Below are 22,709 nucleotides of genomic sequence, written 5' to 3'. Positions count from 1 at the left end.
TCCTGTTGGACCCGTTGCTCCTGTTGGACCCGTTGCTCCTGTTGGACCCGTTGCTCCTGTTGGACCCGTTGGACCGAGCTTAGGCACTGTCCCGTCGCAACTAAAACAGCATGAATCAACATGTACACCATTTTGATTATTACACCCACAATATCCATTTGTATTATTGAGCCATGAAGACATGCTGATCCCTTCCTTCAAATTCAATCTTTTAAACATAAGCAACGAATTAGAAAACACCTATCAAATAATAATAAACTGTATTCTATAGTGATAAACACTCGTTTATTCCATACATTCTAGTAATTATTACATGCGACATTCTCTCCTTTTGCTTGTACTTTCGCCTTCCTGCTTAAACGAAATTCCTCTTCTAAAGTCTTCATACATATACAAACTTCAATTCCATATAGCAAAATCCGTATAATTCGTTATTTTTCGTCAAAATTTTAAAAAAATATTGACACTTAAAATATCCTCATAGTATGATTTGGTTGTTGTAATTGATAACGATTTTCAATATCGTTTATTGCAAATAAAAAAATTATTTGGGGGCAGAAAATGAAGAAAATTATCAGTATTTTCATAGTAGTTCTTCTATTCGCTGTTGGATGTGGACAGCAAAAAGAGGAGAAAAAAGAAACAAAGACAGACGATAAAAAACAAGCTATAACAATTAAACACGCTGAAGGGGAAACGAAGTTAGATAAACCGGCGAAAAAAGTTGTTGTACTTGAGTGGGTATATTCAGAAGACTTATTAGCTCTTGGTGTTCAGCCTGTAGGGATGGCAGACATTAAGAATTATAATAAATGGGTAAATACAGAAACAAAACCAAGTAAAGATGTTGTAGATGTAGGAACCCGTCAACAACCAAACTTAGAAGAAATTAGCCGTCTAAAACCAGATTTAATTATCACTGCATCATTCCGTGGTAAAGCTATTAAAAATGAATTAGAACAAATTGCTCCTACAGTTATGTTTGATCCATCAACAAGCAATAACGATCACTTTGCAGAAATGACAGAAACATTTAAACAAATCGCAAAAGCTGTTGGAAAAGAAGAAGAAGGCAAAAAAGTATTAGCTGATATGGATAAAACATTTGCTGATGCAAAAGCAAAAATTGAAAAAGCAGGCTTAAAAGATAAAAACATCGCAATGGCACAAGCATTTACAGCTAAAAACGTACCAACATTCCGTATCTTAACTGACAATTCTACAGCTTTACAAGTTACAAAAAAATTAGGTTTAACAAATACATTTGAAGCCGGAAAATCTGAGCCAGACGGTTTCAAACAAACAACTGTAGAATCATTACAAAGTGTACAAGATTCAAACTTCATTTACATTGTAGCGGATGAAGACAACATTTTTGACACTCAACTAAAAGGCAACCCTGCTTGGGAAGAATTAAAGTTCAAAAAAGAAGACAAAATGTATAAATTAAAAGGCGACACTTGGATTTTCGGTGGTCCTGAGTCTGCAAAATCTTTAGCAACACAAGTAGCAGATGTAATGACAGCGAAGAAGTGATTACACGATGAATAGCTTACAACATACACTTCGAGCAAGTCTTGTATTCGGAGGAGGAGCAGCTCTCTTGCTCCTCCTTTTCTTTATTCATATCGGGCAGGGACAAGCAAACATTTCCTACAGTATGATTATCGATGCTCTTATCTCACCGAATCAATCGCTAGAGCATCAAACTTTAATCATGCTCCGATTACCTAGAGCTGTAATTGCCATTTTAGCTGGAGGTGCTCTTGCTGCATCTGGGGTCATTTTGCAAACATTAACAAAAAATCCACTTGCTGAATCAAGTACAATGGGAATTCATTCAGGTGCATATTTCTTTCTAGTAGCGGCTACAATTTTCTTACCGAAAGGTTTGCAAATTAACTCACTTCTTTTCACATTTATCGGTGGTGCAATTACTGCTTTATTTGTATACCGTATTTCTGGTGGAAAAAAGGGAACCCCACTTAGAATGGCACTAGCTGGTATGGTCGTTACATTAATGCTTTCTGCCTTCACCGGAACGATGCAGCTTTTCTATGAAAATGAAACAGCTGGTTTATTTTTATGGGGAGCTGGATCTCTTATTCAAAATAACTGGGATGGCGTTCAATTTGCTTTTCCATTTATTATTATTTCTTTCCTAGTTTTACTATTCATGTCTCGTAAGCTCAACATTCTCTTACTAGGTGATGATGTTGCTGTTTCTCTTGGTGAAAAAACCGCAGTAACACGTCTTATCGCCTTCATTGCTGCAATCTTTTTAACAGCAGTAATTGTTACTGTTGTTGGACCAATCGGTTTTGTTGGCTTAGTTGCCCCACATTTAATGCGTCTTATTGGCTATCGTCAACATTTTACACTTCTCCTTTCCTCCTTCTTATGGGGAGCCGTTTTATTACTTGGAGCAGATGTCGTTGGTAGACTAATAGATCCAACCGGGGCTGAACTTCCTGTCGGAGCAGTCACAGCAATGATCGGGTCACCTTGGCTTATTTATTTAGTGTATCGAATGATGAAGTCAAAACAATATATGAATGATAACGGTGCGAATGCAGCTGGAGCTAGTTCCCGCCATTACTCTTATAAAAAGGTAATCATTATATCTATCACGCTTTGTATTGCAACAATTGCTCTTGGCGTTGTAATCGGTAGTAATTCTTACATCGAAAGCATTACAAATGCCATAACGGGGCAATTAACACAATTTGATAAAAATATGATAATGAATCTTCGTTTACCAAGAATGCTAGTTGCCGCTATTGCTGGAGCATGTCTTGCAATAAGTGGACTTGTTTTCCAAGGCATATTAAGAAATCCACTTGCCGATCCTTCTATTATTGGTATTTCATCAGGAGCAGGTGTTGGTGCCTTAACTATTATGTATGTCTTTCCTGCACTTCCTGGTTTCTTCCTACCAATTGGTGCATTTATCGGCGGATTACTTGCAGTTGGTATTGTCCTCTTCTTCTCATGGAAATCAGGGTTTAGTCCAACAGCTCTTGCGTTAATAGGAATTGGTATTTCGGCCCTCGGCTCAGCGATTATTCAAATCTTTATCGTTAGAGCGAACTTGAATGTGGCAGCTGCTTTAACATGGCTATCAGGCAGTACGTATGCAAGAGGATGGAATCACTTAGAAAATATCATTCTATATCCATCGCTTATTCTTGTACCAATTATCTTTTTCTTAATGAAACAACTTGACGTTCTTGTACTTGGAGACGATTTAGCAACTGGACTCGGGCAGCCTGTAAATAAAACGCGTCTTGCTCTAATTGTGTTAGCGACACTACTTGCATCAGTAAATATCGCTGCTGTCGGTACGATCGCCTTTTTAGGCCTTGTTGCACCTCACTTAGCGCGAATCGTTGTTGGGATGAATCATCAAAGACTATTCGTTTGTTCAGCACTGTTTGGAGCAATCCTTCTTTCCATTGCTGACTTACTCGGACGAACAATTGCATATCCGAAAGAAATTCCTTCTGGTCTTGTTGTCGCTGTACTTGGAGCGCCATACTTTTTATGGCTGATGAGGAAGAGTGGGAAGAAGGTTAATTAAAAGCCAGCTTCATATATTGAAGCTGGCTTTTCTATTATGGCATAAAATTAATATAAGCTTTGTACATAAAATATATAACAAATGAATAGGTCTATTTTCTGACACTTTTACAAACATTCCCTAATTATTTTTATATTGTAGCAATATGTAATGAAATTTTTTCTATCAAAAGGGAATAAATCAAGTATCTCGAACTTAACCTATGAACATAATTAGGAGGGATAAATATGTACCAAACAATTGAAGGCTTTTTACAATCATGGAAATATGAGGCTGAGTCTACTCAGAAAATGCTCGATGCATTAACGGATAAATCTTTATCACAAGAAATTGCGCCTGGACATTGGACTTTAGGACGAGTTGCTTGGCATATCGTTACAGCGATTCCAGTTATGCTATCTGGAACAGGACTAAAGTTTGAAGGAGAGACGAAAGATTATCCTGTGCCAACTTCGGCAAAAACAATTGCAGATGAATATCGTAAAGTGAACGCAGCTTTTGTTGAAGCACTTCAAAGCAAATGGACTGATAAAGACTTAGCGACTATTAATGACTTCTTTGGTCGTCCTATGCCGAATTCTATATTTTTAATGACACTCATTAATCATCAAAATCATCACCGCGGACAAATGACGGTTTTAATGCGACAAGCTGGCTTAACCGTTTCTGGCGTATATGGTCCCGCAAAAGAAGAATGGGCTGCGGCTGGAATGGAAGCTCCTAAAATGTAACGACAAAAAAGGCAAGGTGTTCACGTTAAATAGACTAAACTAAGAAGAGGATATTATGTTCAATATATGAGCATATATCCTCTTTTCTTATACATATTAGATTAGTTATATAGATATTGAAAATATAGTTCAATATCTATTATAAAGAGAACGGTGTTCTCCTTTCCTATTCGACTCGCGAACAAGCTTATCATTTATTACTACAACAACATAGGATAGTTGAACAAGAACAATAGATCTTTATGGTAAAATTTATTTGTGTAAGAAGAAATGAGAATTTGATTTTGAATAAGATTAAAATTTACTAAACAATCACTGTAGTGAAGGTATTATGTTTAAGACGTAAGAGGAGAATAAATAGCATGATAAATCAAGCTGAATGGTTGTGGCAACGTATTATTGAAAGAGGATCAAATTCTGAAGGTAACTTTAAAGAATCATTAAATCTTCGGCCAGGTGCAAGTGATGAAGAGTTTCAACTTATTGAGGATACACTGGGGGTTACACTCCCTGAAGAAATGAAGAGCTTTTACAGAGTGTATAACGGACAAACTTGGGAACTCGAGGTGAATCCATTTGTAAGGAATTTGACTCTGTCCCCTACTTCTGAAATTATCGATAATTGGAAATTTTTACAGGAAGAATTCGATCCTGATGATGATTTAGAGCCAGATATTGAAAAAGAGCTTAAACCAGATCTTTGGAATTCTAAGTGGATTCCAATTGCAGAAAATGGTGGCGGAGATTATCTTTGCATTGACACAGATCCATCTGAAGTTGGAGTGTCAGGACAAGTTTTATACTTTTACCATGATTGGGGAAGACGTGCTATTGAGGCAAAGAATATTTTTGAATTCATCGAAATTTGTTTAAAAGAAGAGAATTGTGAATAAATGTACTTAAAGTAACGGGTGCTTTAGTTAAATAAGAAAGGACATTACATATTAGTCATATAAAATATGCAATGTCTTTTAATTTATCTAACTTTTTTCATTTTAGGTCTTGATAAATGGTTTCACCTTGTCTTTTTCTGTAACTTGTTTCATGTGAAACTATTTTTAATAAATGGTTGTTTTATGGAAAAGATACGTTAAAATGAATACATATTATGAGGAGGGACAACCAAATTGAATACAAAAAACAAAAAAATAGCTATGGGAACTATTTTACTAACTTCTATTATTGGAGTTATCAGTGTATCTCTTTATTTCACATATTATGGTACTCCTTGGGGAAAACAAACAGCAATTACAGAATCAAAAAATTATATTACAAAATACTTTAATCTAGACACGAAAGTCAAAAATACTTCTTACGATTCTAAAATGGATAGCTATGCAATCGCCTTTGAAACAATTGAAGATGGAGAGTTTACTATCGAATATAAAGGTCCTAATAACTTTAACATTTCCCCAGGAGTTCAAGAGTATTTAAGTAAACACTACAAATTTAAAGAGTAGTAACGAAACATACATATACAAAAAAAGAGTTGGTGTAACGCCAACTCTTTTTTCTTATTCTTGTCACACTGTTACATCTTCCCTCTCTATATTTTTAATTCCGTAATATGCAATCGCAACTCCAATCGCTGCAAATGCTAGTTGAAGGGGAAGAAAGGTTGCTATAGGAAACATTTGGTTGCCATTAATTGCGATTAGCACAACGATAATAGATGAAACAATAGTAGCTGGTACTGAACGTTTACGCATTCCGAAGTATAATGGGATTAAACTCATTCCCGCAGTTGCAATCGCTAACGGAACAAGGTTTATCCCTTCTTGCATTAATTGATCTACTGTGAATGGATTAGGAAGAATCGAAAAATAACTATCTATTCCAAAGAAAATTCCTACTACAAAAATATTAGATAAAATAACTGTTATGAATGTTACTATTGCTGTAATAGCCAACTTACTAATCATCATTTTCTTTCGGCTAATTGGATAAGAAAACATAAGTAATATTGTTTTGTTTTTATATTCATCAATTATTAACTTGGCTATTAGTACACCACCAAAAATAATAAATGTTGCTCTTACTATTGCACTAGCCATTAACAAAATCGCCTGTGGATCCCTTATTTCTGGATCTCCTTCTATTTGAGAAACGATGCTAACAAAGATCAATAATGCCAGTATAACAATATTTGCAATGACTGCTCTCTTCACATACCATCCGAGCTTAAATTTCTTCAGTTCTAGCTTCATAAGACGTAACATAATAGTCCTCCTCTCTTTTAAAATTTAATTGATATAAATTTCCTTTATCGTATCTATCTCAAAAGCAACCTCCTTCTTAAAGTCTTTTCCAGCGAATGTCTTAAAACCAAAAACTACACTAGCAATTGTAAGAAATAAAATAGAAATTACTATTATTTTCTTCACTGATCATACCCCAGTTCGTCGTTGTTTTACGCTTGCTTTACGCCACATCAATCTTGTCGATTTTGCGATACGAAAGATAACTAATAAAAATCCCTAATAAACAGAGCACTATTGGGATAGCTATAAAATTATAAAAACTTACTTGATTGTTTCCAATGTTACTGTTCATTATCATCCCAATTATTACTGCAGAAGTAATCGTTGTTGGTGCCGATTTCTTTCTCATCCCAAAAAATAAAGGAATTAAACTTATACCAGATATCATAAATGCATTTATAAAAGTAGCTGGAACGGTAGCTATTATTTCACCCATCGTAACAGGCGTTTCAATTACTCCCATCATTGGATTCATAAAAAGTATGAGCAAACTAATAGTGAAAGTAGCAATAATCATGCTCACAAAACAAAAACTAAAAACGATTGTTAATTTCGCCCTCATTAACATTTTCCTTTGCAATGGATACATAAACAATAGTTGCATTGTTTTGTTCTTATACTCATCAATTACTAAACGTGATAAAATGACCGAACTAAAAATAAGAAATGTCATCCTAATAAAGATGTTTGCTAAGGTCATATATTTTGTAAAATCAGTGAGCGCCGCATCTACTTCACCTTTCGCTCCTAACCCCATAAGGCTTACTGCAACAAAAATTGCTATAATACAAATCGCTACCCCTTTAAAGTAACTAGATAGTTGATGTTTCTTCCATTCGAGCTTCATTAGTTTAAACATATAAGCCACCTCCATTAAGCGTGAATGCCTTCTCCATCCATTACATTTAAGAAATACTCTTCTAAGGAACTATGTTTCTTATTAATACTTTCTATCTCTATATCGTTCATAATGAGTGCTTTTGAAATGGCTTGCTGCGTCACCTTCAATTCATACACACGAATCATATTTCCACTCATTATTTTGTAATTTCTTATACCGAGTTTATCTTCTAAAATATAAGCTGCACGTTTTACATCAAGAACAGTGATTTCAATGTACTCTGTTTGTTTTCCATTAATACTCTTCATTGAAACTTCTTTTATTAGTTTCCCATTTTGAATAACACCAATTGTATCTGCCATTTGTTCCATCTCGCCTAAAATATGACTAGAAACTAATAAAGTAATGCCATATTCTTTGCAGAGCATTTTAAATAAATCTCGCAATTCTTTAATACCAATTGGATCTAAACCATTAATCGGTTCATCTAAAATAAGTAGCTCTGGTTTTGTCATGATTGCTCTTGCAATACCGAGTCGTTGTTTCATCCCTAATGAAAAATCTTTTACTTTTTTATTATCAATGCCGTGCAGTTTCACTAAATTTAAAGCATGATCAATTGCATTTTTATCGTAATAGCCCATATATTCACAATGTAATTCTAAGTTTTCCTTTGCTGTTAGCTTCTCATAAAAAACCGGATATTCAATAATTGTCCCCATTCTTTTTAATACTTCATAAGAAGTGTCTGTTAACTTCTCGCCGAAAATTTCAATATCACCGCTCGTCGGTTTAATTAAATTCGTAATCATTTTCATAATCGTTGTTTTACCCGCACCGTTCGGTCCTAAAAAACCGTAAACCTCTCCTCTTTTCACATGCATATTAACACTAGAGATGACTTCTTTTCCTTCGAACACTTTCGTCAGCTGATTCGTTTTTAATATATATGTCATGTCACTTTCCCCTTTCGCACTACTCTATAGTTCTATAATAGACAACGGAAATCTCTTTTTTCTTACCCGTTTCTTACAAATTCCTTACGTTCAAAAAAGCTTGTAGAATCTACTTCTCTACAAGCTAAAACTGCATCTTTTTTAATACAACTGTAAAAATTGTTTTTTCATACGGCTTACTAGAAAGATGAATTTTCCCATCCATCGCTTCCACAAGTCTTTTCGTAATCGTTAACCCTAGACCGCTTCCTTGGTACAATCTATTTCTCGAATCTTCAAGTGTGTACATACGCTCAAACACTTTATCAATATGGGATTCATCAATTCCTTTTCCTGTATCCCATACGTCTATATACACGTTCGTTTCATCATCTCTTAAAGTCATACCGAGTGTCTTTCCATCGTCCCCATATGTAATCGCATTTGATATTAAATTATTTAACACTCTGCCTAATACTTCCTTATTTCCAAGTGCATATATATTTCTTTCTGGTATATCAATATGAACCTGAAAACCTTTCGACGTCACTAAATCATAAAAAGATAAAATCTTTTCGCGACAAACTTCATTCATATTTACTTTTGTCATCTCGATTGCTTTGTCACCAGATTCTAATTTTGCCAAATCAAAAAACTTATGAATCAGTTCCATCACTTCCAGCGTTTTCACATGCACCTTTTCAAGTAATATTCGCTGTTCTTCTTCACTTATTGTTTTATCCTTATTTAACATTTCTGTATATCCAAGAATAACTGTTAGTGGTGTTTTTAAATCATGTGAAATATTTGAAAGCATTTTTCTCATCGAAATTTCTACTTTTGCATGATCTGCATTCGTTTTCTGCTTTGCATCTAATAAATGATTAATCGCCACTAATAACTTTTGCAATTCTAGATCATCTGTCATAACGAGTAACTTCTCGCCTGTTTTTTCATGTACAATATCTTCTAACTTTTCATATGTGTATCGTAAATTTTTGCTACTAGTTTTCCTCATTTTATATTGTATGTAAATGACACATAACAATATAAAAATAATGCCCATTAACAGATTGACCATATTACATCACTTCCAACTTATAGCCGATGCCCCATAATGTTTTAATATATTCTGGATTAGATGGATCACTTTCAATTTTCTCACGCAATCTTCTCATATGGACATTAATAACGTTATCGTCGCCATAATACTCTTCATTCCAAACTAACGTATATATTTGCGCTTTTGTAAATACACGATTTTGATTCTTTACGAACAGTTTTAAAATCTCAAATTCTTTTAAAGTAAGTTTGATCGGCTTCCCGTTTTTTTCTACAGTAAAATTAATTGGATCAATCATTAAATCACCAATCTGAATCATCTTTTCTGTTGTTTCTGTAGCTGAATATTTCGTAGATCTTCGAATACCTGCTTTTACACGTGCAGCCAATTCAATCATAGAAAATGGTTTACAAATATAATCATCTGCTCCAAGTCCTAACCCAACAGCTTTATCAACATCTGTATCTTTTGCTGACATCATTAAAATTGGAACAGCACTTTTTTCTCGAATGATTCTAACGACTTCTAATCCATCTAACTTTGGCATCATTATATCGAGGATAACTAAATCAAAGGATGATTTAAAAAAAGCCTGCACCCCTTCTTCTCCATCAGACGCGATTGTAACTTGAAAGCCTTCTTTCTTTAAATATTTTTCCACCATCTCTTGAATTGAATTATCGTCTTCAACTAATAAAATATGATGTGACATATGCCTATCCCCTTTTTTACAAACATTAACAATTTAATTGTATCGTAACTGCTAAAGACTGGGAATAATTATTTGAATTTTCAAACCAACTTCCCTTCCTTCCTTAACAATGATATGATGAAATTCACTACTATTGTTCATAATTAACTTTATATAAAGGAGACTTATCATGTCAGAAAACAAAAAAGTAAGCTTAGCTGATTTAATGCGCGAACAACTTGCAAAGAAAAAGCAAGGAAATGGAAATGGTTCAAATAATACAAATCAAAGCCAAGCAACGAAAAAATTACAAAACCAACAAACAAAGAAAACAAACAACCAACGTAGACGTACAGGTGTATAAATGAACGGGCAAAAACGATCTAACATCGCGTCAGGTCTTGAAGTTGATATTGTATTAAAACAAGATCAACGAACTGGCAAGCTAACAAGAGGAATTGTAAAAGATATTTTAACAAACTCACCATCTCATCCACACGGAATTAAAGTACGATTACAAGATGGGCAAGTCGGTAGAGTACAAAATATTATTCAATAAGAAAAGGAGCTCAAGTAAACTCGAGCTCCTTTTTCTTTATTAACCTTTAATTTTCTCGATGAAAACTACTTTTAAATAGTCTCCCTCTTTAAACTGATCGATTGTACGGAAATCTTCTGGTAAAGAATGTTCTTCTAATATTTTATATTTGCCATTCATTTCTTTAAATGCTGTATCAATGAAGCCTTTAAACTTTTTCATATCGAATGCACTACAATTTGTAGAAGCAACGATAATACCGTTATTTTCTGTAATGGCAATTGTTTCTTTTAATAAATTTTTATAGTCTTTCGCTGCGCTAAATGTATATTTTTTTGAACGTGCAAAGCTTGGTGGATCTAGTACAACCATATCAAACTTCATCTTTTTCTTAGCTGCATATTTAAAGTAAAGAAATACATCTTCTACGATAATATCTTGTGCTTCGTAATCAATTTCATTTACACTAAACTGCTCAATCGTTTTACTTAAACTACGATTTGCAAGGTCAACACTCGTTGTTTTGCTCGCCCCACCAAGCGCTGCAAATACAGAGAAAGCACCTGTATAAGAGAACATATTTAACATCGTTCTTCCCTTTGCATACTTATCACGAATTTGTTTTCGTACGTTACGCTGATCTAAAAATACGCCAACCATCGCTCCGTCATTTAAATATACAGCAAAGTTTACACCGTTTTCTTTTACGATAAGCGGGAATTCACCGCGCTCTCCTGCTACGAAATCATCACCTTCAATGTATTTCCCTTTCGTATCAAAACGCTTTTTCTCATAGATACCTTTAAAGTTTGCCACTTTTTGAAGCGCTGCTACGATTTCATCGCGGAAAGTATAAATCCCTTCACTATACCAACTTATTACGTAATAACCATCATAATAATCGATAATTAAACCGCCAAGACCGTCTCCCTCACCATTTAGGACACGGAATGCCGTTGTATCATTTGACTTATAAAAATGTTTTCGTTTATGTAAAGCAGATTTGATTTTACTTTCAAAGAAATCCTGATTAATTTGCTCTTTCTCTTTTCTCGTTAAAATCCAACCGTATCCTTTATTTTGCTTTCCATAATAGCCTTTTCCGATGAATTGGTTCTTTTCATCTACTACTTTAATAATAGTCCCTTCTTCTCGGACATCATTTAAATTTTGAATTGCATCTTTTAAAATAAGCGGGTATCCACTTTTAATTTCTTTTATAAATTTCGGTTTTATTTTTATAGTTACTTCAGATCGCATGTAATGTCTTCCTTTCCATTTGAATGCTTTCTATTAGTAGGAAGCATATAAAAAAGAGGCTAAAAAACAGCCTCGTTTCACTATACCATATTATTGCTTCGCTAGTACAACTAGCTCATCTCCTGGCATAACTGTTATATATTTATACAATGTCGAAAACGTAAGACTACCGTCATTGTGACGAATCAATAATAGTACGTCCTCTGAATGGATCTCTTCTTTATTAATTTTTTGTTCTTTCTCAACTTGTATCGTTTTAAATGTATAACTCAGTTAACTATAGCCAAATCATTTCTTGATAGAAAATTTTATAATTAACTATATTTATATGAAAATTACAATTGACATTGAAAATGATTTTCATTATCATTAAAAGTATATGAATTCTTGAAAACCAATTTATATTATAGGAGGAATAAACATGATTATTGTTACAAATACAGCTAAAATTACAAAGGGCAACGGACATATATTAATCGAACGTTTTAATAAAGTAGGTAAAGTTGAAACGATGCCAGGATTTTTAGGACTAGAAGTTCTTTTAACACAAAATACAGTTGATTATGATGAAGTAACAATTAGCACTCGTTGGAATGCAAAAGAAGATTTTCAAGGTTGGACAAAGAGCTCAGCATTCAAAGAGGCTCACTCACATCAAGGTGGGCTACCAGAATATATTCTTGATAATAAAATTTCTTACTACGATGTTAAAGTTGTACGTATGCCAATGGCTGCAGCACAATAACTTTTGGTTTAATACTTGGTATAGAAGTATGAGAAGTAATGTATCTTCTCAACTTCTATACCTTTTCTTTTTTCAACTTCTTTTCACCAACTTCGCATGAACGACTAGTCTGCCAGCCTCTGGGTCCAGTGCATAATCACACGTAGAAAGTGTTAAAATTTGATCATCTACTGTCACTTTTGTATCTGTTTTATAGAGTGACCTTTCCTTAAGTTTTTCTAGAAAAGATCCATAGTCTTCATCGCTTCCAAAATCCGTTTCAATATAATAGAAATCAGTTGTCGTTGTATATACTGAAAATACTTCTACATCATACCCTTCAAACAAAGTATCGTAATACAATTTGCGATGAGACATAAAGAAATCTTCTTCTAACATTTTTTTAAGACTCCCAAACATAGAGCCATCTTTCATACGATGTCCGTATAAAATTGTATTTCGATTTTGAGATTTCACATCGTTACGATGATCCATAAAAATACTGCCTGCCCTCATATCTTCACCTTTATAATTACGGTATAAATAGTAATCATTATCTTTCGCTTGAACAATCGGATAATTAATTTGCGTATCATCCATCGTAATCCAACCAACTATTTCTGGATTGATTTTTTGTAAAGCTTGAAACTGTGTTCGTATTTCTCCGTCTTTTGCCTTTTCCTCTATCGGACTCCGCTCATAAATTTCTTGCGCCTCAGCCAGTACTTTACGATTTTCATAGTAATCCATAAAAATACCGCCTAATTCATACATAGAGTAGAAAAAGATACCTAAAAAGACGACTGTAAGTATTCGTTGAAAAAAAGAACTCTTTTTCTTTTCTTTTTTACTACTCAAATTATCACCTCAAAATAGAGTCGTATATTTAAATACCCATTGGTACCATATACAATCCTGTATCCTCATCGTGCTTTACAACAACGTCTACACCATATATCGTCTTAATCATATCTTCCGTTACGACTTCACCTGGCTTACCCTTCATCACAATTTCTCCATCTTTCATAACGATAATATGATCGCTATAACGGATTGCTTGATTAATGTCATGTAATACCATAACAATCGTTAAACCATGTACTTCATTTAACTCTTTCACTAACTCTAATATTTCAAGCTGATAATAGATATCTAAATACGTCGTTGGTTCGTCTAAGAACAGCATGGGCGTATTTTGCGCTAAAGTCATCGCAATCCAAACACGTTGCCTTTCTCCACCAGATAATGCATGTATTGGCTTATCACGCTTATCTTGTAGTCTCGTACACGTCAATGCTCTTTCGATTGCTTCGCTATCCTCATCAGTTTGTGTAGAAAAAATATTTTTATATGGCATACGCCCAAAACTCGTCAATTTCTCAACTGTAATATCTGATGGCGCCTCATTTTGCTGATGAACGACCGCTAGCTTTCTAGCAAATTCTTTCGGCTTATACTGGCTAATAGCTTTCCCATCTAGCATTACTTCCCCGCTACGTGGATTATGATTTCGCGACATAACACCTAGTAATGTTGATTTCCCACAACCATTTGGACCAATAATTGTTGTAATTTTTCCAACCTCTATCTCACTACTAACAGACTTTAAACGATCCGTTACATTATCATAAGAAAAGGTTACATTTTTAATTTCCATGAACTCGATCACTCTTTCTAAGCAAGAATATTAAAAACGGACCACCGATAACTGCCATAATCGTCGCCGCTGGAATTTCATTAGGCGGTACGATTAGCCTACCGATTGTGTCTGCCGTTAAAATTAATAACGCACCTGCAAGGGCTGAAAACGGAATAAGTACTTTATGATCTGATCCAACCAATTGCCTTGAAATATGCGGGATAAGTAATCCAACGAAAGCGATAACGCCCGCAATCGCAGTTGATACAGCTGCTAACAGGACAGCAATGGCAGAAATAATAAGGCGTACCCTTGTCACATGAAGTCCAAGGTTTTTAGCCGTTTTATCTTGTAAAGATAATAAATTACACCATGCCCCTACAAACAGTGCAAGTATAAGGCCGATCGATCCATATGTAACAAGTACTTCCACATCGCTCCATGTCTTCATCGTTATATTAGATGTTGTCGTCTGTTTAATACTTTTAATGAAATATCCGCAAATCGTAACGAAAGATTCATTTAAACCAGTAAACATCGCATTAATTGCTATACCGATTAAAATGATGCGCAGCGGACTTAAACCTGATTTCCAAGAAAACGAATAAACGAGATAACAAGCAAACGCTCCGCCTAAAAATGCGAATAGTGGTGTCCAGAAAAAGAACTGAGGAAATAGCGTAATGATAACAAGCGTCATAAAACTGGCCCCTGAAGATATCCCGATAACCCCAGCATCCGCAAGTGGATTTTTCATAACAGCTTGGAAGAGCACACCAGAAACAGCAAGCGCTGCTCCAGTGAAAAGTGCGATAATAATGCGCGGGAAACGTAAATCTTTAATGACTTCAACATCTTCATTTGTCCCTGTAAATATACCTTGTAAAAGCTCAAAAACTCCAACTTCTAGACTCCCTTTCACTGCCGAAATAGTAGTCATCACAACGAGTAATACAGTAACTATGAAAAAACTCCAAATTTTTTTATTCATCGTAATCTTCCTTTATTTATGAGATGTATCATGGATACATCTTTTTCTTTAGTTCATCTAACGCCTCTATAGCTGCTAAATTCCCCGTTGTTCCAAACAAACGCTCTTCTAAATCGTACACTCTATTATTTTTAACTGCGGCAAAGTGCTTCCAAATATCGTTCGTTTTGAATTCCTTATCAAACATTTTCACAACTTCATCTGGCATACCGTGTGCTGCACGTAAAATAATATCTGGGTCAGCTTTTTTTAAATACTCTGTATTAGAAGCTAAATACTCTACTTTTTCACCTTGTACTATATTTTTACCACCTAGCTGTTTTACTAAATCCCCAATATATGAGTGTTCTGTCGCTACTAAATAGCTTCCAGGCACTCCAAGTAAAATAAGGACTGTCGGTTCTTTCTTCCCTTTTACTTGTTTTTGAATGTCTGCAACCTTTTTATCAAACTTTGTTACGACTGCTTCAGCCTGTTTCTCACGCCCATATTTTTTACCCAGTTCTGTAATTGAGTTTTGCATGTTTTTTAAACTCGTTAAATTTAAAAAGTTTGTCTTAATGCCCGCTTCATTAAAAACTGGCTTCAACTCATATTCAAGCGTCGTAACAGATAATACTTCTGATGGTTTCATTGATTTTACTTTTTCCATATCAGGACTCATCGGGTTTCCAACACCCGGTAAACCTTTATAACGCTTCGGTAATGTTTTATAACTAGTTGGAACACCAACTAAATCTACTTCTAACGCATCCATAATTTCAGTCACAGCAACTGTCGTTGCAATAACACGTTCCTCACTACTGCTCTTTACCTTTTTTGCCGTTTCTTTTTTGGGTGATGAGCACCCAGCTATACTAAATAAAAGAATGATAGCCATGAATACACTCGTGATTTTCTTCACTCTCAATCACCACTCCTTTCAGTACAATATGAAACGAGTCTTGATGCATGAAACCATGCATCAAGACTCCAAATTTTACAGCCTACCTGCTCTATATTTACGAACTAATAAAGCAAGTGAACCTAATAGTAGCACCATGTATAAACCAAGTTGTGCTGTATCTGCAGTTTTTGAGTTTTTCTCTTTTTTTGCACCATTATCTGTAGCATCGTTTTTCTTCTTACCGTCTGCATTTCGATTAAAATCAGGATTACTGATTGTTTTTACATTGTCTACTTTCGGTGTAATCACTGGATTTTTCGAATCATTCTTCGGATCGTTTTTTGGATCCTCTTTAATAGTTCCTACTGCACCAATACTATTTGTATCAAATTGAATTTGTACGTCATAGAAATGATGGTAGTTCATTGAATCGATATCTACTTTTACTTTCGCATTTAATTTCGCAAATAAATCATCAATCTCAAATTCTACTACTCTCGTATTTACATTTTTATCTTCACTCACTACTTTTGCATCAACAAATGCACCAGCGTTTTCTGTTTGGAATTTCGTAATCCACGCACTATCTTTTAGTGTCACCGCAACATATTTTTTGCCATCTTTTACTGTTAATCTCGCTGGATTTACAACGTATTGATTCATCATTGAAATCTCATCCGTTTTATCTTTTAACACTTTAAAAGCAATATCATATTGACCGTCTTTTAAATTTTTCGGATCAACTGTTACGTGTCCATTTTTGTTATTATTTCCGCCTTGATTATTGTTTCCATCTTGGTTACCGTTACCACCTTGGTTGTTGTTTCCGCCTTGGTTACCGTTACCATCTTGGTTATTATTTCCGCCCTGGTTACCTAAAGCTTTAATACTACCTTTATCAAATGCAAATTGAATATTATAGAAATGATGGTAATTCATTGAATCAATATCTACTTTCACTTTCGCATTCAATTTTTTCGATAAATCGGCTACTTCTACTTCCACTACTCTTGTATCAGCTTTCGAATCTTCGCTTAATACACTTGCATTAACAAACGAATTGTTTTTCTCAAACTCAAACTTTGTAATCCATGAGCTATTCGTTAATGTGAAGGATACATACTTTTTGCCATCTTTCACTTTTAACACACCTGGACTCTTCGTGTACGTGTTCATCATTGAAATTTCTTCAGTTTTATCTTTTAACACTTTAAAATTGATGCTGTATTCGCCATCTTTAATTGTTTCAGCATCTGGTTGCTTGTCTCCATCTGGTTGTTTGTCTCCGTCTGGTTGCTTGTCTCCATCTGGTTGTTTGTCTCCATCTGGTTGTTTGTCCCCGTCTGGTTGTTTGTCTCCATCTGGTTGTTTATCTTCACTTTTAATTGGTTCAAGTTTGTCTTGCTCAAATACAAGTTGTACGTCATGCGTTTGCTTGTAATTTTTTGATGCCATCTCGATAAATACTTTTGTGTTTAGTTTTTTTGATAAATCGGCTACTTCAAACTCTACTACTCTTGTATCTTTTTCTTTATCTTCACTCACTACTTTTGCATCAACAAATGCACCATCTTTTTCCGTTTGGAAATTTTTAATTAATGAGCTACTTTTTAGTGTTACGATTGCTTTTTTCTTACCATTTTCTACTTTTAATACTCCTGGATTTTCCATGTAAGTATTCATTTTAGATTCTTCATATGTTTTATCTTTTAACACTTTAAATGGAATGCTGTACTCACCATCTGCAATTGTGTTAGAATTTGGTTGTTGATCTGGGTCAGGCTTTTGGTCGGGCTTCTGACCTGGATCCGTAGTTTCATTTGGATCTGGCTTATTAGCTGGGTCCTCTTTTTCATCTGGTTTTTCTACATGAATTGGTGTAATGCTATTTTGATCAAATGCGATACGAACGTTATAGTCATGATGATAATTTAAAAAATCAATATCTACTTTTACTTTCGCATTTAATACCTTCTCTACATCTTCCACATCAAATTCTACTACTCTTGTATCTTTTTCTTTATCTTCACTAATTACATTTGTCTCAACGAGCTGACCTGCCTTTTCTGTTTCAAACTTCGTAATCCATGAACTATTCGTTAATGTAAAGGATACTTTCTTTTTCCCATCCTTCACTTTTAAAGTTCCCGGACTTACTGAATATTGATTCATCATCGACTCTTCATCTGATGTATCTTTTAACACTTTGAACCCAACTGAATACTCACCATCAGCTAAAGTTGTAGCTGCTTGAACTGCAAGTGGTTGTAGCGTTGATACGAATGTAAATATCATTAAAAACATAGCAACAACAATCTTAAGATACCTGTTCAATGAAATAACGCTCCTTTATAAAAAAATTTAATTATTTAATACTGTTCTCATCAAATACAAAGCGAATATCATATGAAGCATTATAATTAATAATTGGGATATTAATTTTCACCTTGCCGTTTAGTTTTTTTGAAAAGTCATCGACTTCAAATTCTACGACTCTAGTATTCTCTTTTTTGTTTTCACTTAACACAGCCGTTTCTACAAATTGTCCATCTTTCTCCACTTGTAAACTCTTAATAGAAGCACTATCTTTCACTTTAAATGAAACGTATTGTTTTCCCTTTTTGACTGTTAATGTTGCTGGGCTTTCAAAATAACTATTCATTCTGGATGCTTCATCTTTATCGCCTTTCCACACAGTAAAAGCAATATTATACTTTCCATCAGCTAATTTGGTAGCAGCTTTTGCATCTTGTAAACCTAGTGTTGCGATAAACGTAAATAAAACAGCAAATACAGCAATAATCATCTTAAATTGTTTAAACATATATTCATCGCCCTTCGAAAGAGTTATTTACTTAACTTCACTTTACGAACTAAGAAAACACCCGAGATAAGAACTAACGCTGCAAATAATCCAATGCGGGCATCATCACCTGTTTTTGGGTTATCTGTTTTTTCAGCCTTGCCACTCTCATTTGTTCCTTTATTTGTATCTTTGTTTGTTTCTTTACTCTCTTCTTTCTTTTGCTCTTCTTTTACTTGTCCATCTTTTTTAGTTTGATCATCAGTTTTTGTTACAACAGCTGCATTGTTATCGCCGCCTACAGCTTTTACGTTTGCATCAAATGCAAAACGAATTGTGTAGTGGTGATCATAGTTTGCACTTGGTACAACAACATGAATTTTTACTCCTAACGGTTTAGATAAATCATCAACTTTAAATTCAACCGTTCTTTTATCTGCTGCTTCATCCTTGCTAATTACTTTTGAATCAACGAAATTACCATTCTCTGGTGCTTTAAATTCTGTAATCCAAGCACTATGATTCATTGGAACTTGTACTCTCATCTCACCATTTTTTACAATTAACTTAGCTGGTTTTTCAAAATAATCATTTGCCATTGAAGCTGAATCATCTTCCGCCTTTTTGATAACGTAGTTAATATCGTAAGTACCGTCAGCTAATTTTGCTGAAGCTTGTCCAGATGGCATTACGAGAAAAGCTAGCATACATACTAACGTTATGATAAATGCGGGTAATACTGAAAACTTTCTCATTTTGCTTACTTCCTCCTTGTTTATCTTTCGTTTTATAATTCGAAAATGATAATCATTCTCAATTTATGAGAAAAAAATAATCTCTTCTACCTTTATTTAATTGTCATTACTTTATGTAATATAAGTATCATTGATTATCATTCTCATTGAAGGTCAAAAAAATAATTCCCTTCTCTTTCCCTATAAGAAGCACTATACAATACTTCAATTGATTTATTGATTATCATTCTCAATTCACCACAAAAAAAATAACCTACCTATTCTATTGTTCTATCACCTCTTCTCCCAAAAATGATATAGTCATAGAAAACCTCTTCCCTTGCTCCCGTCACTTCCCTTCCAATATTTCCACAACTAAGTCAATCTTAGCCTACTCATAAATTTTTTGTCAACTATATTATGTATATTTTTTTAAATATCCGAATTTCCCTATATACGACTTTTTCTACAAAAAAAGAGACTTTCTATTATAGAAAGCCCCTTTTCTCTATTTTTCTACAGCAATTTCATGCTTTTGAAACTTAGAAACTATATAACCAAATCCTATACCGATTATACCTGGAACCAACCAACCAATCCCTACACTATATAATGGAACCTTATCCAAAATAGGTGCTAATGCTGCAATTTGAAGGTTTGCATTGTGCAATCCATCAAAGAAACTGATTACGAACGCTCCTACAATACCTCCTACATACATCGCTAATGGAAGACGAACGTAATTTTCAACAAGTGACAATACAATAAGTACGATCCCAATTGGATAAATTGCGATTAAGATTGGTAATGCTAATGCGTTTAACTGAGTTAAACCAAGATTTGCTACCATAAATGCCAATACACAGAAAATGAAAACAACTTTTTGATATGAAAGCTTCGGTAATAAGGAAGAAAAGTATTCTCCACAAGCAGCAACAATACCTACAGAAGTTGTTAAACATGCTGCTGTAATCGCGATACCTAGTAATAAAGTTCCGTAACTTCCAAATAAATGATTCACAACGTTTGTTAAAATAATTCCTCCGTTTGCGCCCATTCCAAGAGATACACTAGAAGCCCCAAGATACGCAAGCGCTAAATACACAAGTAATAAACCAAGTGCTGCAATAAGTCCTGCAAAGATTGTTACTTTCGCAATGCTGTTCTTATTTGTAACACCTTTTGCTTTTAAAGCATTAATGACAACATTTCCGAATACAAGTGCTGCAAGTCCATCTAAAGTTAAATATCCGTCAATAAAACCTTTAAAAAGAGGAGCACTATATGCTTCTGTCGGTGCACCAAACTCTCCCATTGGTGTAATAAGTGCTTTCACTACGATAATTGCAATAACAGCTAACAAAATTGGAGTTAACACTTTACCGATGCGTCCCACTAATTTCGATGGATTTAAAGCTAAATAGAAAGTTACTGCAAAGAAAATAAATGTAAAGATAACAAGTGGATATGCTTGACCAGCTATCTCACTTGGTAAAAACGGTGCAACACTCATTTCATAAGCAACTGTTCCTGTACGTGGCACACTTACAAACACACCTAAACATAAATAAATTGCAGTAATAAAAACAAGTGCAAATACAGGATGTACACGTCCCGCTAGCTCGTTAATATCTCCCTTTAAGGCTATAACAATTACTCCTAATAAAGGCAATCCAACGCCTGTTACGATAAAACCAAACAGCGCGATCCATACATCAGTTCCAGCACCTTGCCCTAACGCTGGTGGAAAAATCATATTACCTGCACCAAAAAACAGTGCAAATAACATTAAACTTATTGCAAACATCTCTGAAAACTTTAAAGATGATTTCATTTCCACTAACCCCCTAAAAAAAGTAATCACAAAATATTCTGAATTCAAACCAGTCACATGTTCCCTTTCAAGCATACTTCCCTATAAAAGAACGCAAAAAACACCCGTCCCTAACAAAGGGACGAGTGTTGAAATCGTGGTTCCACCCTTATTCTAATAAAATGAATTTATAACGAAATAAGCTCATTTTATAGCTCGTGTAAATTGATAACGGTTTTATCCGCCAAGAATTACAATGCATCATGTATGCAGTTCACTCTTGAAGTTTAGAGGTGGTAAGCTTGTCTTTTCGTATTAGGAAGCTCACAGCCTAAGGCTTCCCTCTCTGAGAATCGTAAAATACAACTCATGTCCTCATCATTACTTTTATAAAATATTTTGTCGAAACTTGTTGTTTTTTATTATATGAGCTATTTTCAAAAAAATCAATAGTTTTATTTTTTCTGACAAAAAAATATAGGGAGAAAACTTTTCTCCCTATAACTGATCAATTAATATTTTTAATTCCTCCGATGTAACGCTCCGCCATTTTCCAGATTTAAGCTCATTTAGCTCTATATTCATAATGCGCACTCGCTTTAACTTTGTTACAGTAAACCCGAAAGCACGGCTCATTCTACGAATTTGCCTGTTCATCCCTTGCGTTAAAACGATACGAAATGTTGACTGATCGACTCTCGTCACTTTACACGGCTTCGTCATGCCACCTTTAATTTTTACACCGCTGGACATCTCATCAATAAACCAATCCGTAAAAGGTTTATCGACTGTAACAACATATTCTTTCTCGTGCTCATGATCTCCGTGTAAAATTTGATTCGCAATCGCGCCATCATTCGTTAATAAAATAAGACCTTCTGATGCTTTATCTAGCCGTCCAACAGGAAAGATTCGCTCTGGATAATTGATATAATCAATAATATTATCTTCAATATGATCCGCTGCTGTACAAGTAATTCCGACCGGCTTATGAAAGGCGATATACACCTTTTCTTTCTCTTCTTTTGCAATAACCTGTCCATCAATCGTTACAACATCACCATCGCTCACGTTTGCACCGTGCGTACATATTTCGCCGTTAATAGCCACGCGGCCCGCTTTAATAAGGCGGTCTGTTTCGCGTCTTGAGCAGGATTTTGCTTCGCTTATGTGTTGGTTGATTTTCATAGCTTATTCCTTTTCATATATATTAAAAGCG

The 22,709-nt window shown here is 34.6% G+C and carries 23 protein-coding genes, 1 pseudogene and 1 other annotated feature; of the genes and pseudogenes, 8 read left to right on the top strand and 16 right to left on the bottom strand.

What is annotated here, in order from left to right:
* Window positions 1–183 (bottom strand): annotated as a pseudogene (locus tag MR065_RS11125) (BclA C-terminal domain-containing protein); the annotation flags it as partial.
* Between the two features lie 378 nt (window positions 184–561).
* Here MR065_RS11125 and MR065_RS11120 point away from each other — a divergent pair.
* The 5 genes from MR065_RS11120 (at window position 562) to MR065_RS11100 (ending at window position 5,771) form a co-directional block, all read left to right on the top strand.
* The gene (locus MR065_RS11120) at window positions 562–1,536 is read left to right on the top strand and encodes an ABC transporter substrate-binding protein (RefSeq protein ID WP_242213695.1); all 975 of its coding nucleotides are present in this window, start codon (window positions 562–564) and stop codon (window positions 1,534–1,536) included.
* A gap of 7 nt (window positions 1,537–1,543) precedes the next feature.
* Window positions 1,544–3,580, top strand: a complete 2,037-nt coding sequence (gene fhuB / locus MR065_RS11115) for a Fe(3+)-hydroxamate ABC transporter permease FhuB (protein WP_242213694.1) — start codon at window positions 1,544–1,546, stop codon at window positions 3,578–3,580.
* A gap of 227 nt (window positions 3,581–3,807) precedes the next feature.
* Window positions 3,808–4,311, top strand: a complete 504-nt coding sequence (locus MR065_RS11110; RefSeq protein ID WP_242213693.1) for a DinB family protein — start codon at window positions 3,808–3,810, stop codon at window positions 4,309–4,311.
* A 362-nt stretch (window positions 4,312–4,673) separates the two neighbouring features.
* The gene (locus tag MR065_RS11105) at window positions 4,674–5,204 is read left to right on the top strand and encodes an SMI1/KNR4 family protein (protein ID WP_242213692.1); all 531 of its coding nucleotides are present in this window, start codon (window positions 4,674–4,676) and stop codon (window positions 5,202–5,204) included.
* Between the two features lie 234 nt (window positions 5,205–5,438).
* Window positions 5,439–5,771: a YfjL-like protein gene (locus MR065_RS11100; RefSeq protein WP_242213691.1), complete on the top strand. Its 333-nt coding sequence runs from the start codon at window positions 5,439–5,441 to the stop codon at window positions 5,769–5,771.
* A 63-nt stretch (window positions 5,772–5,834) separates the two neighbouring features.
* On the opposite strand, the gene MR065_RS11095 is transcribed toward MR065_RS11100, so the two are convergent.
* The 5 genes from MR065_RS11095 to MR065_RS11075 all read right to left on the bottom strand — a co-directional run bounded on the left by MR065_RS11095 (window position 5,835) and on the right by MR065_RS11075 (window position 10,123).
* Window positions 5,835–6,530: an ABC transporter permease gene (locus MR065_RS11095; RefSeq protein ID WP_242213689.1), complete on the bottom strand. Its 696-nt coding sequence runs from the start codon at window positions 6,528–6,530 to the stop codon at window positions 5,835–5,837.
* Window positions 6,531–6,732: 202 nt separating this feature from the next.
* A complete protein-coding gene (locus MR065_RS11090; RefSeq protein ID WP_242213686.1) occupies window positions 6,733–7,431 on the bottom strand; it encodes an ABC transporter permease in 699 nt (232 codons plus the stop codon).
* A 14-nt stretch (window positions 7,432–7,445) separates the two neighbouring features.
* Entirely contained in the window at window positions 7,446–8,369 is a 924-nt protein-coding gene (locus MR065_RS11085; protein WP_242213685.1) for an ABC transporter ATP-binding protein, read from the bottom strand.
* A 124-nt stretch (window positions 8,370–8,493) separates the two neighbouring features.
* Window positions 8,494–9,429: a HAMP domain-containing histidine kinase gene (locus MR065_RS11080; RefSeq protein ID WP_242213684.1), complete on the bottom strand. Its 936-nt coding sequence runs from the start codon at window positions 9,427–9,429 to the stop codon at window positions 8,494–8,496.
* Between the two features lies 1 nt (window position 9,430).
* Window positions 9,431–10,123 carry a response regulator transcription factor gene (locus tag MR065_RS11075; protein WP_242213682.1) on the bottom strand — a complete coding sequence of 231 codons (693 nt, stop codon included), beginning with the start codon at window positions 10,121–10,123 and terminating at the stop codon, window positions 9,431–9,433.
* Between the two features lie 169 nt (window positions 10,124–10,292).
* Between MR065_RS11075 and MR065_RS11070 the strand changes: the two genes are divergently transcribed.
* On the top strand, window positions 10,293–10,466 hold the full coding sequence (locus tag MR065_RS11070) for a hypothetical protein (RefSeq protein ID WP_001293584.1): 174 nt from the start codon (window positions 10,293–10,295) through the stop codon (window positions 10,464–10,466).
* Complete coding sequence (locus MR065_RS11065; RefSeq protein WP_193662602.1) at window positions 10,467–10,661, top strand: YwbE family protein; 195 nt, start codon at window positions 10,467–10,469, stop codon at window positions 10,659–10,661.
* A 39-nt stretch (window positions 10,662–10,700) separates the two neighbouring features.
* On the opposite strand, the gene MR065_RS11060 is transcribed toward MR065_RS11065, so the two are convergent.
* A complete protein-coding gene (locus MR065_RS11060; RefSeq protein ID WP_242213680.1) occupies window positions 10,701–11,900 on the bottom strand; it encodes a class I SAM-dependent rRNA methyltransferase in 1,200 nt (399 codons plus the stop codon).
* Window positions 11,901–12,321: 421 nt separating this feature from the next.
* Here MR065_RS11060 and isdG point away from each other — a divergent pair, with 421 nt between their 5' ends.
* Window positions 12,322–12,645, top strand: a complete 324-nt coding sequence (gene isdG / locus MR065_RS11055) for a heme oxygenase (RefSeq protein WP_242213678.1) — start codon at window positions 12,322–12,324, stop codon at window positions 12,643–12,645.
* A 72-nt stretch (window positions 12,646–12,717) separates the two neighbouring features.
* Here isdG and srtB read toward each other — a convergent pair whose 3' ends face one another.
* From srtB to MR065_RS11010, 9 genes are all read right to left on the bottom strand, one after another.
* The gene (gene srtB / locus MR065_RS11050; RefSeq protein ID WP_242213676.1) at window positions 12,718–13,482 is read right to left on the bottom strand and encodes a class B sortase; all 765 of its coding nucleotides are present in this window, start codon (window positions 13,480–13,482) and stop codon (window positions 12,718–12,720) included.
* A gap of 28 nt (window positions 13,483–13,510) precedes the next feature.
* Window positions 13,511–14,281 carry an ABC transporter ATP-binding protein gene (locus tag MR065_RS11045; RefSeq protein ID WP_098991283.1) on the bottom strand — a complete coding sequence of 257 codons (771 nt, stop codon included), beginning with the start codon at window positions 14,279–14,281 and terminating at the stop codon, window positions 13,511–13,513.
* Entirely contained in the window at window positions 14,271–15,254 is a 984-nt protein-coding gene (locus MR065_RS11040) for a FecCD family ABC transporter permease (protein ID WP_097905803.1), read from the bottom strand. The genes MR065_RS11045 and MR065_RS11040 overlap by 11 nt, the downstream gene beginning before the upstream one ends.
* A 28-nt stretch (window positions 15,255–15,282) precedes the next feature.
* On the bottom strand, window positions 15,283–16,164 hold the full coding sequence (gene isdE / locus MR065_RS11035) for a heme ABC transporter substrate-binding protein IsdE (protein WP_242213674.1): 882 nt from the start codon (window positions 16,162–16,164) through the stop codon (window positions 15,283–15,285).
* A 69-nt stretch (window positions 16,165–16,233) separates the two neighbouring features.
* The gene (locus MR065_RS11030; RefSeq protein ID WP_242213673.1) at window positions 16,234–18,474 is read right to left on the bottom strand and encodes an NEAT domain-containing protein; all 2,241 of its coding nucleotides are present in this window, start codon (window positions 18,472–18,474) and stop codon (window positions 16,234–16,236) included.
* A gap of 31 nt (window positions 18,475–18,505) precedes the next feature.
* Window positions 18,506–18,964, bottom strand: coding sequence for an NEAT domain-containing protein (locus MR065_RS11025; protein WP_242213672.1), 459 nt, complete (start codon window positions 18,962–18,964; stop codon window positions 18,506–18,508).
* A 23-nt stretch (window positions 18,965–18,987) separates the two neighbouring features.
* Complete coding sequence (isdC, locus tag MR065_RS11020; RefSeq protein WP_242213670.1) at window positions 18,988–19,698, bottom strand: heme uptake protein IsdC; 711 nt, start codon at window positions 19,696–19,698, stop codon at window positions 18,988–18,990.
* Between the two features lie 487 nt (window positions 19,699–20,185).
* Window positions 20,186–21,511, bottom strand: a complete 1,326-nt coding sequence (brnQ6, locus tag MR065_RS11015) for a branched-chain amino acid transport system II carrier protein BrnQ6 (protein WP_242213669.1) — start codon at window positions 21,509–21,511, stop codon at window positions 20,186–20,188.
* Between the two features lie 114 nt (window positions 21,512–21,625).
* Window positions 21,626–21,881: a binding site (T-box leader), on the bottom strand.
* A gap of 107 nt (window positions 21,882–21,988) precedes the next feature.
* Window positions 21,989–22,678 carry a 23S rRNA pseudouridine(2604) synthase RluF gene (locus MR065_RS11010; protein ID WP_242213667.1) on the bottom strand — a complete coding sequence of 230 codons (690 nt, stop codon included), beginning with the start codon at window positions 22,676–22,678 and terminating at the stop codon, window positions 21,989–21,991.
* Between the last annotated feature and the right edge of the window lie 31 nt (window positions 22,679–22,709).

It is taken from the genome of Bacillus cereus group sp. BfR-BA-01383 (genome assembly GCF_022663495.1).
GTDB lineage: Bacteria > Bacillota > Bacilli > Bacillales > Bacillaceae_G > Bacillus_A > Bacillus_A cereus_AU.
The sequence above is the reverse complement of the archived record's forward strand: the minus strand, read 5'-3'. Positions and strand labels throughout refer to the sequence as shown.

Excerpts from the sequence above, each read along its gene's own strand:
- MR065_RS11120 (WP_242213695.1), top strand. The coding sequence starts at position 562 with ATGAAGAAAATTATCAGTATTTTCATAGTAGTTCTTCTATTCGCTGTT.
- fhuB (WP_242213694.1), top strand. The coding sequence starts at position 1,544 with ATGAATAGCTTACAACATACACTTCGAGCAAGTCTTGTATTCGGAGGA.
- MR065_RS11110 (WP_242213693.1), top strand. The coding sequence starts at position 3,808 with ATGTACCAAACAATTGAAGGCTTTTTACAATCATGGAAATATGAGGCT.
- MR065_RS11105 (WP_242213692.1), top strand. The coding sequence starts at position 4,674 with ATGATAAATCAAGCTGAATGGTTGTGGCAACGTATTATTGAAAGAGGA.
- MR065_RS11095 (WP_242213689.1), bottom strand. The coding sequence starts at position 6,530 with ATGTTACGTCTTATGAAGCTAGAACTGAAGAAATTTAAGCTCGGATGG.
- MR065_RS11090 (WP_242213686.1), bottom strand. The coding sequence starts at position 7,431 with ATGTTTAAACTAATGAAGCTCGAATGGAAGAAACATCAACTATCTAGT.
- MR065_RS11085 (WP_242213685.1), bottom strand. The coding sequence starts at position 8,369 with ATGACATATATATTAAAAACGAATCAGCTGACGAAAGTGTTCGAAGGA.
- MR065_RS11080 (WP_242213684.1), bottom strand. The coding sequence starts at position 9,429 with ATGGTCAATCTGTTAATGGGCATTATTTTTATATTGTTATGTGTCATT.
- MR065_RS11075 (WP_242213682.1), bottom strand. The coding sequence starts at position 10,123 with ATGTCACATCATATTTTATTAGTTGAAGACGATAATTCAATTCAAGAG.
- MR065_RS11070 (WP_001293584.1), top strand. The coding sequence starts at position 10,293 with ATGTCAGAAAACAAAAAAGTAAGCTTAGCTGATTTAATGCGCGAACAA.
- MR065_RS11065 (WP_193662602.1), top strand. The coding sequence starts at position 10,467 with ATGAACGGGCAAAAACGATCTAACATCGCGTCAGGTCTTGAAGTTGAT.
- MR065_RS11060 (WP_242213680.1), bottom strand. The coding sequence starts at position 11,900 with ATGCGATCTGAAGTAACTATAAAAATAAAACCGAAATTTATAAAAGAA.
- isdG (WP_242213678.1), top strand. The coding sequence starts at position 12,322 with ATGATTATTGTTACAAATACAGCTAAAATTACAAAGGGCAACGGACAT.
- MR065_RS11045 (WP_098991283.1), bottom strand. The coding sequence starts at position 14,281 with ATGGAAATTAAAAATGTAACCTTTTCTTATGATAATGTAACGGATCGT.
- MR065_RS11040 (WP_097905803.1), bottom strand. The coding sequence starts at position 15,254 with ATGAATAAAAAAATTTGGAGTTTTTTCATAGTTACTGTATTACTCGTT.
- MR065_RS11025 (WP_242213672.1), bottom strand. The coding sequence starts at position 18,964 with ATGTTTAAACAATTTAAGATGATTATTGCTGTATTTGCTGTTTTATTT.
- isdC (WP_242213670.1), bottom strand. The coding sequence starts at position 19,698 with ATGAGAAAGTTTTCAGTATTACCCGCATTTATCATAACGTTAGTATGT.
- brnQ6 (WP_242213669.1), bottom strand. The coding sequence starts at position 21,511 with ATGAAATCATCTTTAAAGTTTTCAGAGATGTTTGCAATAAGTTTAATG.
- MR065_RS11010 (WP_242213667.1), bottom strand. The coding sequence starts at position 22,678 with ATGAAAATCAACCAACACATAAGCGAAGCAAAATCCTGCTCAAGACGC.